Annotated in this window: 15 protein-coding genes; 10 read left to right on the forward strand and 5 right to left on the reverse strand. The window is 50.0% G+C overall.

Annotated features, from left to right (window positions below):
• Positions 1-2 precede the first annotated feature (2 nt).
• The 3 genes from aaeA (at position 3) to H9644_RS13455 (ending at position 3,272) form a co-directional block, all read left to right on the forward strand.
• The gene (aaeA, locus tag H9644_RS13445; protein ID WP_191774945.1) at positions 3-935 is read left to right on the forward strand and encodes a p-hydroxybenzoic acid efflux pump subunit AaeA; all 933 of its coding nucleotides are present in this window, start codon (positions 3-5) and stop codon (positions 933-935) included.
• Between the two features lie 5 nt (positions 936-940).
• Positions 941-2,908 carry a p-hydroxybenzoic acid efflux pump subunit AaeB gene (gene aaeB, locus H9644_RS13450; RefSeq protein WP_064529491.1) on the forward strand — a complete coding sequence of 656 codons (1,968 nt, stop codon included), beginning with the start codon at positions 941-943 and terminating at the stop codon, positions 2,906-2,908.
• 91 nt (positions 2,909-2,999) lie between these two features.
• Positions 3,000-3,272 (forward strand): barstar family protein, encoded by a 273-nt coding sequence (locus tag H9644_RS13455; protein WP_064529492.1) that lies wholly within the window; start codon positions 3,000-3,002, stop codon positions 3,270-3,272.
• A gap of 55 nt (positions 3,273-3,327) precedes the next feature.
• On the opposite strand, the gene yhcN is transcribed toward H9644_RS13455, so the two are convergent.
• A complete protein-coding gene (gene yhcN / locus H9644_RS13460; protein WP_064529493.1) occupies positions 3,328-3,591 on the reverse strand; it encodes a peroxide/acid stress response protein YhcN in 264 nt (87 codons plus the stop codon).
• 368 nt (positions 3,592-3,959) lie between these two features.
• Positions 3,960-4,430, reverse strand: a complete 471-nt coding sequence (argR, locus tag H9644_RS13465) for a transcriptional regulator ArgR (protein ID WP_064529494.1) — start codon at positions 4,428-4,430, stop codon at positions 3,960-3,962.
• Between the two features lie 434 nt (positions 4,431-4,864).
• Between argR and mdh the strand changes: the two genes are divergently transcribed.
• On the forward strand, positions 4,865-5,803 hold the full coding sequence (gene mdh, locus H9644_RS13470; protein ID WP_064529495.1) for a malate dehydrogenase: 939 nt from the start codon (positions 4,865-4,867) through the stop codon (positions 5,801-5,803).
• A 64-nt stretch (positions 5,804-5,867) separates the two neighbouring features.
• On the opposite strand, the gene degS is transcribed toward mdh, so the two are convergent.
• The 3 genes from degS to zapG all read right to left on the reverse strand — a co-directional run bounded on the left by degS (position 5,868) and on the right by zapG (position 8,945).
• Entirely contained in the window at positions 5,868-6,935 is a 1,068-nt protein-coding gene (degS, locus tag H9644_RS13475; protein ID WP_064529496.1) for an outer membrane-stress sensor serine endopeptidase DegS, read from the reverse strand.
• Between the two features lie 89 nt (positions 6,936-7,024).
• On the reverse strand, positions 7,025-8,392 hold the full coding sequence (gene degQ, locus H9644_RS13480) for a serine endoprotease DegQ (protein ID WP_064529497.1): 1,368 nt from the start codon (positions 8,390-8,392) through the stop codon (positions 7,025-7,027).
• 154 nt (positions 8,393-8,546) lie between these two features.
• Positions 8,547-8,945, reverse strand: coding sequence for a Z-ring associated protein ZapG (gene zapG, locus H9644_RS13485; RefSeq protein ID WP_010345273.1), 399 nt, complete (start codon positions 8,943-8,945; stop codon positions 8,547-8,549).
• Between the two features lie 193 nt (positions 8,946-9,138).
• On the opposite strand from zapG, the gene zapE reads away from it, so the two are divergent.
• From zapE to sspB, 6 genes are all read left to right on the forward strand, one after another.
• Positions 9,139-10,266: a cell division protein ZapE gene (zapE, locus tag H9644_RS13490; protein WP_191774947.1), complete on the forward strand. Its 1,128-nt coding sequence runs from the start codon at positions 9,139-9,141 to the stop codon at positions 10,264-10,266.
• A 219-nt stretch (positions 10,267-10,485) separates the two neighbouring features.
• Complete coding sequence (gene rplM, locus H9644_RS13495) at positions 10,486-10,914, forward strand: 50S ribosomal protein L13 (protein WP_001517180.1); 429 nt, start codon at positions 10,486-10,488, stop codon at positions 10,912-10,914.
• A 15-nt stretch (positions 10,915-10,929) separates the two neighbouring features.
• Positions 10,930-11,322, forward strand: a complete 393-nt coding sequence (gene rpsI, locus H9644_RS13500; RefSeq protein ID WP_000829818.1) for a 30S ribosomal protein S9 — start codon at positions 10,930-10,932, stop codon at positions 11,320-11,322.
• A 155-nt stretch (positions 11,323-11,477) separates the two neighbouring features.
• Positions 11,478-12,272, forward strand: a complete 795-nt coding sequence (locus H9644_RS13505; protein WP_191774949.1) for a DUF695 domain-containing protein — start codon at positions 11,478-11,480, stop codon at positions 12,270-12,272.
• Positions 12,273-12,540: 268 nt separating this feature from the next.
• Complete coding sequence (gene sspA, locus H9644_RS13510; RefSeq protein WP_000257293.1) at positions 12,541-13,179, forward strand: stringent starvation protein SspA; 639 nt, start codon at positions 12,541-12,543, stop codon at positions 13,177-13,179.
• A 5-nt stretch (positions 13,180-13,184) separates the two neighbouring features.
• Positions 13,185-13,682 carry a ClpXP protease specificity-enhancing factor gene (gene sspB / locus H9644_RS13515; RefSeq protein WP_064529500.1) on the forward strand — a complete coding sequence of 166 codons (498 nt, stop codon included), beginning with the start codon at positions 13,185-13,187 and terminating at the stop codon, positions 13,680-13,682.
• The last annotated feature ends 23 nt before the right edge of the window (positions 13,683-13,705 follow it).

Below are 13,705 nucleotides of genomic sequence, written 5' to 3' on the forward strand. Positions count from 1 at the left end.
AAGTGAAAACACTTATAAGAAAATTCTCCCGTACGGCCATCACGGTCGTATTAGTCATTCTGGCCTTCATCGCAATTTTTAATGCCTGGGTCTATTACACCGAATCCCCGTGGACGCGTGACGCACGCTTTAGCGCCGACGTCGTCGCGATCGCGCCTGACGTTTCTGGTCTCATTACCCAGGTGAATGTTCATGATAATCAGCTGGTGAAAAAAGGACAGATACTGTTCACCATCGACCAGCCGCGCTATCAAAAGGCCCTCGAAGAAGCGGAAGCCGATGTTGCCTATTATCAGGTGCTGGCACAGGAAAAACGCCAGGAGGCTGGACGTCGCAACCGTCTCGGCATACAGGCGATGTCACGTGAAGAGATTGACCAGGCCAATAACGTGCTGCAAACGGTTTTGCATCAGTTAGCGAAAGCTCAGGCAACCCGCGATCTGGCAAAACTGGATCTTGAACGTACAGTGATCCGCGCGCCAGCGGATGGCTGGGTGACCAATCTCAACGTCTATACCGGTGAATTTATTACGCGTGGTTCAACGGCTGTCGCGCTGGTGAAACAGAACTCCTTCTATGTGCTGGCCTATATGGAAGAAACTAAGCTGGAAGGAGTACGTTCCGGGTATCGCGCAGAAATCACGCCGCTTGGCAGCAACACCGTTCTGAAAGGGACTGTCGATAGCATCGCCGCTGGGGTAACAAACGCCAGCAGCACGCGTGATGATAAAGGTATGGCGACCATCGATTCCAACCTTGAATGGGTGCGCCTGGCGCAACGTGTGCCGGTACGTATTCGCCTCGACAACCAGCAAGACAATATCTGGCCTGCGGGGACTACCGCCACCGTGGTCGTCACTGGCAAACAAGATCGCGACGAAAGCCAGGATTCATTCTTCCGTAAAATGGCCCATCGCCTGCGTGAGTTTGGTTAATCACGATGGGTATTTTCTCCATTGCTAACCAACATATTCGCTTCGCGGTAAAACTGGCGACCGCCATTGTGCTGGCGCTGTTTGTTGGCTTTCATTTTCAGCTTGAAACACCACGCTGGGCTGTACTGACTGCGGCGATTGTTGCCGCTGGTCCGGCCTTTGCCGCCGGTGGCGAACCGTACTCTGGTGCCATCCGCTATCGCGGCTTTTTGCGCATCATCGGCACATTTATAGGCTGTATTGCCGGACTGGTGATCATTATTGCGATGATCCGTGCGCCATTGTTGATGATTCTGGTGTGCTGTATCTGGGCTGGTTTTTGTACCTGGATCTCCTCGCTGGTACGTGTAGAGAACTCCTATGCGTGGGGGCTTGCCGGTTATACTGCGCTGATCATTGTGATCACTATTCAGCCAGAACCGCTGCTAACGCCGCAGTTTGCCGTTGAACGTTGTAGTGAAATCGTCATTGGTATTGTGTGTGCTATTGTGGCGGATCTGCTCTTTTCTCCACGATCGATCAAACAAGAAGTGGATCGAGAGCTGGAAAGTTTGCTGGTGGCGCAATATCAACTAATGCAATTGTGCATCAAACATGGTGATGGCGAGATTGTTGATAAGGCCTGGGGCGATCTGGTTCGCCGCACCACGGCGCTGCAAGGGATGCGCAGTAACCTGAATATGGAATCTTCCCGCTGGGCGCGCGCCAATCGGCGTTTAAAAGCGATCAATACGTTGTCGCTGACGCTGATAACCCAGTCCTGCGAAACTTATCTCATTCAGAACACACGCCCGGAGTTGATCACCGATACCTTCCGCGAATTTTTTGACACGCCGGTAGAAACAGCACAGGACGTCCATAAGCAGCTAAAACGCCTGCGACGAGTGATTGCCTGGACCGGGGAACGCGAAACACCCATTACTATTTATAGCTGGGTAGCGGCGGCAACGCGTTATCAGTTGCTCAAGCGAGGCGTTATCAGTAACACAAAAATCAACGCGACCGAAGAAGAGATCCTGCAAGGCGAGCCGGAAGTAAAAGTAGAATCCGCCGAGCGTCATCATGCGATGGTCAACTTCTGGCGAACCACGCTGTCCTGCATGCTGGGTACTTTGTTCTGGCTGTGGACCGGATGGACCTCCGGCAGTGGCGCAATGGTGATGATTGCCGTCGTAACATCGTTGGCAATGCGTTTACCTAATCCACGCATGGTGGCGATCGACTTTATCTATGGCACGGTAGCGGCGCTACCGTTAGGGCTGCTCTATTTTTTGGTGATTATCCCCAATACCCAACAGAGTATGTTGCTGCTGTGCCTTAGCCTGGCGGTGTTGGGATTCTTCCTTGGTATTGAAGTGCAGAAACGGCGGTTGGGATCGATGGGGGCGCTGGCCAGTACCATTAATATTATCGTGTTGGATAACCCGATGACCTTTCAGTTCAGTCAGTTTCTCGATAGTGCGCTGGGGCAAATTGTGGGCTGTGTGCTGGCGTTCATCGTCATTCTGCTGGTGCGGGATAAATCGCGCGACAGGACCGGGCGCGTGCTGCTTAATCAGTTTGTTTCTGCCGCTGTTTCCGCGATGACCACCAATGTCGCCCGGCGTAAAGAGAACCATCTGCCTGCGCTTTATCAGCAGTTGTTTTTGCTGATGAATAAATTTCCCGGCGATTTGCCGAAGTTTCGCCTGGCGTTAACGATGATTATCGCTCACCAGCGATTGCGTGATGCGCCGATACCCGTGAATGATGATTTATCGGCATTTCACCGACAAATGCGCCGCACAGCGGACCATGTGATTTCTGTCCGCAGCGATGACAAACGCCGTCGCTACTTCGGTCAGTTGCTGGAAGAACTGGAAATCTACCAGGAAAAGCTACGCATCTGGCAAGCGCCGCCGCAGGTCACGGAACCGGTGCATCGGCTTACGGGCATGCTCCATAAGTATCAGCATGCGTTGACCGATAGTTAAGTCAAAACCGACGCCAAAAGCGTCGGTTTTTTCATGGCTATACTTAGCGATGATCGGCAGAACTTTCCGCGAAACGTGACGGTGGCAAGAGATGAATATCTATAGTTTTGATTTTGATGAGATTGAGAGTCAGGAGGACTTTTATCGCGACTTTAGGCACACCTTTGGTCTGGATAAAGATAAGGTGCGCGACCTCGACTCTTTGTGGGACGTATTAATGAATGATGTTCTGCCGCTACCGCTGGAGATTGAATTTGTTCATTTGGGGGAGAAAACGCGTCGGCGTTTTGGCGCGTTAATACTGCTGTTTGATGAGGCGGAGGAAGAGCTGGAAGGGCATTTGCGTTTTAATGTTCGTCACTAGCGCAAAAAAAGCCCCCGAACCGGGGGGCAATATCGTCGGACAAGACGATGAGGGTTTATTTGTACAGTTCAGCTGTGGCGTGCCAGGTATCGCCGCTACGCGCTTCGGTAATCTGGTAAGCAGTCGCGCCTTTCTCTTCCGCTTTTTTATTCAGCATTTCACGCATATCCATTGGAGAAGATGCTACACCGCTGACGGACACGGTGCCGATGGCTTCACGATTTTGTGCTTGAGAAGCATCAATGGAGTCGGCAGCGAAAGCACCGAAAGAGAGAACAGAGAGCACACTTAATGCAGCAACAGTGGTTTTGATTTTCATGATTTTTACCTCGACATAATCTTTTAGCTGGGTCTTTGTTTCGTGACCCGCATCACAGAATTAAGTATACACTAATTATCGAGCTAATTAATACCTGGCTAACTGTTTGGTGTGGATACTAAGTGTTAAAAAATATTATTTTTATAACTTAAAAGAATTAAAAAAAGTACCATTCTTTATGGAAAAGTGTTTTGTATCAATTGGATATGAGTTTTTTGCGGAGTATGCGTTATTTGCTCTATACATTCATTTTGTGAATGAAATGTCATGCTAAAAGGCACTATTTGTTAAGTGTCAGGCAGAAAGAAACGGGGGATCGAGAGGAGATAGCAACATTTTCCCCGTCGCAAAGCGCGACGGGGCAGAGATTAAAGCTCCTGGTCGAACAGCTCTAAAATCGCTTCGTACAGGTCTTTGACGGTGAAACCTTTAGCAGGGGTGGTAAAGATGGTGTCATCACCTGCGATGGTGCCAAGAATACCTTCTGCTTTGCCCAGAGAGTCCAGCAGACGCGCAATCAACTGCGCCGCGCCAGGGCTGGTATGTATTACAACAACAGCATCGTTGTAGTCGATATCCAGCACCAGGTTCTTCAATGGGCTGGAAGTGGTAGGTACGCCCAGTTCAGCTGGCAGGCAGTAAACCATTTCCATTTTTGCATTGCGGGTACGTACAGCACCAAATTTGGTCAACATTCGCGAGACTTTAGACTGATTAATATTGTCAAAGCCTTGCTCCTGCAATGCGGCGACGATTTCACCCTGGGAGCTAAATTTCTCTTCTTTAAGTAACGCTTTAAACGCTTTAACTAATTCTTCTTGCTTAGACGAGCTTCGCATAAGTCACCCGATATGGTGGTTGATACAACATTATTGTGCATACAGATGAATTTTTATGCAAACAGTCTGCCCTGGAGAAGGCTGAAATAATGTTATGAAAGAGCGGGATTTTATCAAATTTCGTGATTGAGAAACATGCCTGCGTCACGGCGTGTAAATTCTGCTTAAAAGTAAATTAATTGTTATCAAATTGATGTTGTTTTGGCTGAACGGTAGGGTATATTGTCACCACCTGTTGGAATGTTGCTCTAATGCATAAGCGGCTGTTAATTACGTAAGTTAGGTTCCTGATTACGTCAATTAAATGCATAAACGCCAAATTTGCGTGACTACACATTCTTGAGAAGTGGTCATTGTAAACTGTTAATTTGTGGATTAAGGTCGCGGCAGCGGAGCAACATGTCTTAGTTTATCAATATAATAAGGAGTTTAGGATGAAAGTCGCAGTCCTCGGCGCTGCTGGCGGTATTGGCCAGGCGCTTGCATTACTGTTAAAAACCCAACTGCCTTCAGGTTCAGAACTCTCCCTGTATGATATCGCTCCAGTCACTCCCGGTGTGGCCGTCGACCTGAGCCATATCCCTACTGCTGTGAAAATAAAAGGTTTTTCTGGTGAAGATGCGACCCCTGCACTGGAAGGCGCTGATGTGGTTCTCATCTCCGCAGGTGTAGCGCGTAAACCTGGTATGGATCGTTCCGATCTGTTTAACGTTAACGCCGGTATCGTGAAGAATCTGGTACAGCAAATTGCGACAACCTGCCCGAAAGCGTGCATCGGTATCATTACAAACCCGGTAAACACCACGGTAGCTATCGCTGCGGAAGTGCTGAAGAAAGCGGGTGTGTATGACAAGAACAAACTGTTCGGCGTCACCACGCTGGATATCATTCGTTCCAATACGTTTGTCGCTGAACTGAAAGGCAAACAGCCGGGCGAAGTTGAAGTTCCGGTTATTGGCGGTCACTCTGGCGTTACCATTCTGCCGCTGCTGTCTCAAGTTCCTGGCGTAAGCTTTACCGAGCAGGAAGTTGCTGATCTGACCAAACGTATCCAGAACGCGGGTACGGAAGTGGTTGAAGCGAAGGCCGGTGGCGGGTCTGCAACCCTGTCCATGGGCCAGGCAGCTGCACGCTTCGGCCTGTCTCTGGTTCGTGCGCTGCAAGGCGAAAAAGGTGTAGTTGAATGTGCCTACGTTGAAGGTGACGGCCAGTATGCTCGTTTCTTCTCTCAACCGCTTCTGCTGGGTAAAAATGGCGTGGAAGAGCGTAAATCTATCGGTACTCTGAGCGCATTTGAACAGAATGCGCTGGAAGGAATGCTGGATACGCTGAAGAAAGATATCGCCCTGGGCGAAGAGTTCGTTAATAAGTAATTGATTAGCGAATAATAAAAAACCGGAGCACAGTCTCCGGTTTTTTGTTTTTTTAATGACGGCCTTAATTGGTCGCCGGATATTCCTGAATAGTGACCTGCAATGTCAGTTTTTTATCGTCGCGCATCACCACCACCGGAATCACCGAACCTGGTCGAATTTCTGCCACTTGATCCATTGTCTCCAGAGCGGAGATTGCAGGCTTGTTATCCACCGAGATAATCAGATCGTTGACCTGGATACCGGCATTCGCCGCCGGGCCATCAGGTGACACTTCATTAACCACAATCCCTTGCAGCTGATCGATACCGCCACCCTGCGCGTGTAATGGTGCGATTTCGCGGCCGCCAATACCGATATAGCCACGGATAACGCGCCCATCGCGGATTAGCTTATCCATAATTTTGGTTGCTAACTGGAAGGGAATCGCAAAACCGATGCCTTCTGGGGTTTCGCCATCGTTACTCTTATCAAACGACAATGTGTTGATGCCCATCAGTTCACCCAGTGAGTTCACCAGCGCACCGCCGGAGTTGCCGTGGTTAATGGAAGCATCGGTTTGCAGAAAGTTTTGCCGCCCGGTAGGGTTCAGGCCGATGCGACCCGTGGCGCTGATAATTCCCTGGGTAATTGTTTGTCCGAGGTTGTACGGGTTACCGATCGCCAGCACTACATCGCCAATGTGCGGTATGCGACGAGAATTGATTGGAATGGTGGGTAAACCGCCAGTGGCATTAATTTTGAGCACCGCCAGATCGGTCAGTGAATCAGAGCCAACCAGCAACGCTTCAAAAACACGGCCATCCTGTAAGGCGACGATAATCTGGTCGGCGTCGTTGATTACGTGTTTATTGGTAATGATATAACCACGTTGGTCCATGATCACACCTGACCCTAGCGTACGGATCTCAAGCTGGTTGTGTGAGGATGTGTTCAATCCACGGTTATAGACATTTACCACCGCAGGCGCGGCGCGGCGGACCGCCAGATTATAACTGGCAGGCGTCTCATCGGCACTGTCGAATTGCGGTGTGGAAAGCGGGTTAATGCTGCGCAGCGAAGGCATGGCAACCAGCAAAATAGCGCCGACAATTAATCCAATCGCAACGGAACGTAAGAGCTTCACAAACATGATGGAGGCGTCATTAAAAAAGGGAACGGCAGCAGCATATCACGAGTTAACCGGACATCACACGTAAGCCTGATGCCCGGTTTATGACATTAACGCATTAGCAGGTAAATACTCTCATTACCGCGCATGATTTGCAGGGCAATAATAGCCGGTTTGGTTGCCAGCACTTTGCGCATCTCAGCAATCGAGTTCACACGATTGCGGTTCACGCCAATAATTACATCATCTTTCTGTAAACCTGCCTGAGCGGCGGGGCTGTCTTTGACAACTTCGTCGATCTTAATGCCTTTTCCACCATCTTTTAGCTGACTGTCGCTCAACGTTGCGCCTTCCAGCGCTGGTGTAATCATCTCTGCACTGGCTGAAGAAGATGTACTGGTATCAAGCGTCACTTCCACGTCCAGCGGCTTGCCGTTACGTAACAGACCAAGCTTCACTGTAGTACCAGGTTCAGTGGTGGCGATGCGGGAACGCAACTCGGCGAAGCTATTGAGTGGTTTACCGTTGAGGCTGGTAATAATATCGCCTGCTTTCACGCCAGCTTTCGCCGAGCCCGAACCAGGCAGTACTTCGCTGACAAACGCGCCACGTTGCACATCTAAATTAAACGCTTTGGCGATATCGGCACTCATCTCTGTACCTTTAATACCTAACAGACCACGTTTAATTTCACCAAAGTCGATAAGTTGCTGCGCCAGAGTACGCGCCATATTGCTGGGGATAGCAAAGCCAATCCCGACGCTACCGCCGCCAGGGGCAAGAATTGCGGTGTTAATACCAATCAACTCGCCGTTAAGGTTTAACAGCGCACCGCCGGAGTTGCCACGGTTAATGGAAGCATCGGTCTGGATAAAATTTTCCAGACCTTCGAGATTTAACCCGCTGCGACCTAATGCGGAAACAATACCTGAAGTCGCGGTTTGCCCAAGGCCAAACGGGTTACCGACCGCGACGGCAAAATCACCGACGCGCAGTTTGTCGGAGTCGGCAATGACGATTTGCGTTAATTTACTCGGATTCTGAATTTGTAGCAGAGCGATATCGCTCTGGTCGTCGCTGCCAATCAGTTTCGCATCAAACTCGCGTCCGTCATTGAGCTGGATACTTATTTTCTGCGCCTGATTGATGACGTGATTGTTGGTTAGCACATAACCTTTATTGGCATTGATGATGACACCGGAGCCTAAACCTTCAAAGGGTTGCGCAGGTTGATCCGGTAAATCATCGCCAAAAAATTTTTTGAATTCTTCCGGGATTTTCTGTCCCTGGCTGGCAGTCCCTTCAACTCGCACGCTTACCACTGCGGGAAGCACTTTTTCCAGCATCGGGGCCAGGCTGGGCAATGGCGCCTGACCGGCAACCTGGCCGGGAATCGACGCGACAGCCTGAAACGGCGCCGAGAGAGTTAACCCGACACTTAACGCTAATGCACTCAACAGCTGGGTTTGTTTTTTCATTATTCCTGCTCTCGTACCTGAATGATAAGAAAAAGAGATTCAAAACAGTTTGATGTTATTGAATTTTCAGACGGCTAACAATGAGACACCAGATTAAATGATAGTCGGGGAGGGAGAGAAGAGGAGGGCGCAATGGCTGCGCCCGCAAAATAAATTAGTCGCGCTTTGCGCCAGTGCGCAGCAGGCCAGATGCGCCTTCAGAATAGTCGCGCGGCATCTGCACCGGAGCCTGATCGTTGCTGGCTTCGGACTCCGCCAGACGATTGCGGAACGGGTTGGCTTCAGCAGACAGTTCCGGCAGCAGGCTGCTGGAGCTTTTCGCCATGTGTTGATACAGCTGGCGATAGTCATGCGCCATGGTATCCAGTAATTCCGCGCTGCGGGCAAAGTGGTTAACCAGCTCTTCGCGATACTCGTCCAGTTCAGCTTTATTCTTTTCCAGTTCGTACTGCAACGCCTGTTGCTGGCGTAGTTTACGATTACCAAAACGCATGGCCACAGCACCAATAATGATGCCGACGACTAACCCAATTAGCGCATATTCCCAGGTCATGAACATCTCCCGTTGTCTTTTGTTTCCGTAGGGTGTTGGCTTCAGGCTCCATGCCTGCGGCTGATTATGCCACTATAACCGTTAATTCCACAGAAGTGGAATCCCGACTGCATATCGCGTAGTGTAGAACGGCCTTTTTTTCGTCAACCGTGAACAACGGCACACCGATTATTCAAGGAATAACAAGAACATCATGCAAAGCGTTACCCCGACATCGCAATACCTGAAGGCGCTCAATGAGGGCAGCCATCAACCTGACGACGTACAAAAAGAGGCCGTCAGTCGGCTGGAGATTATCTACCAGAAGTTAATCAACAGCACGCCGCCTACTGCGAGGGCGAGTGGGTTAATGGCGCGAGTCGGTAAACTGTGGGGGAAGCGCGAAGAGGCAAGCTGTGCGCCGGTGCGTGGCTTATATATGTGGGGTGGCGTCGGGCGAGGAAAAACCTGGCTGATGGACCTTTTCTATCAAAGCTTGCCGGGAGAGCGGAAACAGCGCCTGCACTTTCACCGTTTTATGCTGCGCGTGCATGAAGAACTGACTGCATTACAGGGCCAGACCGACCCGCTGGAAATTATTGCCGATCGCTTCAAAGCAGAAACCGATGTCCTCTGTTTTGATGAATTTTTTGTTTCGGATATTACCGACGCCATGTTACTTGGTGGTTTGATGAAAGCCTTGTTCGCTCGCGGAATAACGCTGGTCGCAACGTCAAATATTCCGCCTGACGAGCTATATCGAAATGGCTTACAGCGTGCGCGTTTTCTACCGGCTATTGACGCCATTAAACAGCATTGCGATGTAATGAATGTCGATGCAGGTGTCGATTATCGACTACGAACGCTTACCCAGGCGCATTTGTGGCTATCGCCGCTCAATGATGAAACCCGGGCGCAAATGGATAAACTTTGGTTGGCGCTGGCTGGAGCGAAACGAGAAAACTCACCGACGTTAGAAATCAACCATCGCCCGCTGGCGACAATGGGCGCTGAGAATCAAACGCTTGCCGTCTCTTTTACTACCTTGTGCGTTGATGCCCGTAGCCAGCATGACTATATTGCGCTTTCACGCCTGTTTCACACGGTGATGTTGTTTGATGTGCCGGTCATGACGCGGTTGATGGAGAGCGAAGCACGACGTTTTATTGCGCTGGTGGATGAGTTCTACGAGCGCCATGTCAAATTAGTGGTGAGCGCAGAAGTGCCTTTGTATGAAATTTATCAGGGCGAACGACTGAAGTTTGAATTCCAGCGTTGCCTGTCACGTCTACAAGAGATGCAGAGTGAAGAGTATTTGAAGCGCGAGCATTTGGCGGGTTAAAACCTGCCATAAATCACAAAAAGGGGTCGATCTTTGACCCCGACTTCTCTATAATCCTGCGACCCCACGTTACAAGAAAGTTTTTTTTCCCGAAACTTTTTGTGTGCTGGCATAGGCTATTCGAAGGGGTAGGTTTGCCGGACTTTGTCGTGTGAACCTCAACAATTGAAGACGTTTGGGTGTTCACCAACGTGTAACTATTTATTGGGTAAGCTTTTAATGAAAACTTTTACAGCTAAACCAGAAACCGTAAAACGCGACTGGTATGTTGTTGACGCGACCGGTAAAACTCTGGGCCGTCTGGCTTCCGAACTGGCTCTGCGCCTGCGCGGTAAGCACAAAGCGGAATACACTCCGCACGTAGATACTGGTGATTACATCATCGTTCTGAACGCTGACAAAGTTGCTGTAACCGGCAACAAGCGTACTGACAAAGTGTACTATCATCACACCGGTCACATCGGTGGTATCAAACAAGCGACCTTTGAAGAGATGATTGCTCGCCGTCCTGAGCGTGTGATTGAGATCGCGGTTAAAGGCATGTTGCCAAAAGGCCCACTGGGTCGTGCTATGTTCCGTAAACTGAAAGTTTACGCAGGTAACGAGCACAACCACGCGGCACAGCAACCGCAAGTTCTTGACATCTAATCGGGATTATAGGCAATGGCTGAAAATCAATACTACGGCACTGGTCGCCGCAAAAGCTCCGCAGCTCGCGTGTTCATCAAACCGGGCAACGGCAAAATCGTTATCAACCAACGTTCTCTGGAACAGTACTTCGGTCGTGAAACTGCCCGCATGGTAGTTCGTCAGCCGCTGGAACTGGTCGACATGGTTGAGAAACTGGATCTGTACATCACTGTTAAAGGTGGTGGTATCTCTGGTCAGGCTGGTGCGATCCGTCACGGTATCACCCGCGCTCTGATGGAGTACGACGAATCCCTGCGTTCTGAACTGCGTAAAGCTGGCTTCGTTACTCGTGACGCTCGTCAGGTTGAACGTAAGAAAGTCGGTCTGCGTAAAGCACGTCGTCGTCCGCAGTTCTCCAAACGTTAATTGGTTTCTGCTCACGCAGAAGACAATTTGCGAAAAAACCCGCTTCGGCGGGTTTTTTTATGGCTAAAGTCCGATTCCAGCCTCTTTTCCCTCTCTCTTCAGCATTATTCTCCTTTTAATAGTATTTTCCACGTACTGTAGAAAAGGATATCGCGATGGGATTATTTAATGCATTGTTTAACAAGAAAGAATCTTTAACGTTGTCGGATAAATGGGAGTTCTTTATCACAACGGTGGATGACCGTGTCACTGGCATCCGTGTTGATATCGGCGCCATTCAGGACGAAAAATTTGATCGACTTAACCATACCTGGTTCTTTCGCGTGCGTTATACCCATTGTTATGAAAACGGTTTACCGCAGCCTGATGAAACACAACGTTTAAATCGTATAGAGGACTGGCTTGAGGAGAGGGGCAAGACATTACCGATTTGGCTGGTGGGGGTGGTAACACAAGAGGGATGGCGCGATTTTGTTTTCCTGTCGGAAAAAGAACTGGACTGGGAAAAAACGCTGGATAAATTGCTCACGGGTGGCCCGGAAGTCTCTTGCAGCTATAGTATGAGTAAAAACGATAACGGAAATTACTATCGCCAGTTCCTGTACCCGTCGAAATATGACTGGAACTGGATACACGATTCCCGCGTATGCCGTGGGCTGCTGGAACATGGTGACGATTTGACTCTCCCACGCACCATTGATTACTACGCGACATTGCCGACAGAAGATGCTGCCCGTGCCTTTGCGGAGGACGTGGCGATATTGCCATATGGCATTACGCTGGTAAGTATTCGGCAGAACGACCAACAGCAAGGGTATATGGCGTCATTTACTAACACTGATGCTCCGGAACAATGGCATATGACCGATATCACATGCCAGATTACCGATTTGGCTGAAAAGCATGGCGGTAGTTTTGATGGCTGGGGCGCACCGATAGCAACGGTGTAAAAGAGGTAGACAACATTTCTGGTGGGGATTAAGTCAAGCATTTCAGACTAAGGAACATCTCTTTTTCCCCATTTCCGGCATCGACTCACCACAAAGGTCGCAAAATCTGGTAAACTATCATCCAATTTTCTGCCCAAATGTCGGGTATTGCTCATTTTTTGTTTGTTTTTCGAACAAAGAGAGTCGTTCCTTACTGGGTAACACAACTTCTGACTGGCCACCTGGTGGCTGGTAGCAGTAAAAATTCTGACTATACCTGGAGGTTTTCATGGCTGTCGCTGCCAACAAACGTTCGGTAATGACGCTGTTTTCCGGTCCTACTGACATCTATAGCCATCAGGTCCGCATCGTGCTGGCTGAAAAAGGTGTAAGTTTCGAGATCGAACACGTGGAAAAGGACAATCCGCCTCAGGATCTGATTGACCTCAACCCGAATCAGAGCGTTCCGACCCTGGTGGATCGTGAGCTGACCCTGTGGGAATCTCGCATCATTATGGAATACCTGGATGAGCGTTTCCCGCATCCGCCACTGATGCCTGTTTACCCGGTAGCTCGCGGTGAAAGCCGCCTGTACATGCACCGCATCGAAAAAGACTGGTACACGCTGATGAACACCATCATCAACGGTTCAGCTTCTGAAGCGGATGCCGCACGTAAGCAACTGCGCGAAGAACTGCTGGCCATCGCGCCGGTCTTCGGTCAGAAGCCGTACTTCCTGAGCGATGAGTTCAGCCTGGTCGATTGCTACCTTGCCCCGCTGCTGTGGCGTCTGCCGCAACTGGGCATCGAGTTCAGCGGCCCGGGTGCGAAAGAGCTGAAAGGCTATATGACCCGCGTCTTTGAGCGTGACTCTTTCCTTGCTTCCTTAACTGAAGCTGAACGTGAAATGCGTCTGGGCCGGAGTTAATCTGTATGGATTTGTCACAGCTAACACCACGTCGTCCCTATCTGCTGCGTGCATTCTATGAGTGGTTGCTGGATAACCAGCTCACGCCGCACCTGGTGGTGGATGTGACGCTCCCTGGCGTGCAGGTTCCTATGGAATATGCGCGTGACGGGCAAATCGTACTCAACATTGCTCCGCGTGCGGTCGGCAACCTGGAACTGGCGAATGATGAAGTACGCTTTAACGCGCGCTTTGGTGGTATCCCGCGTCAAGTTTCGGTACCGCTGGCTGCCGTGCTGGCTATCTACGCCCGTGAAAATGGCGCCGGCACAATGTTTGAGCCTGAAGCTGCCTACGACGAAGATGCCAGCATCATGAATGATGAAGATGTATCGGCAGATAATGAAACCGTTATGTCGGTCATTGATGGCGATAAGCCAGATCGCGATGATGATAATCATCCTGATGATGAACCGCCGCAACCACCGCGTGGTGGTCGCCCGGCATTACGTGTTGTGAAGTAAAATAAAAACAGGCCCTGGTGGCC

Source organism: Escherichia whittamii (genome assembly GCF_014836715.1).
GTDB lineage: Bacteria > Pseudomonadota > Gammaproteobacteria > Enterobacterales > Enterobacteriaceae > Escherichia > Escherichia whittamii.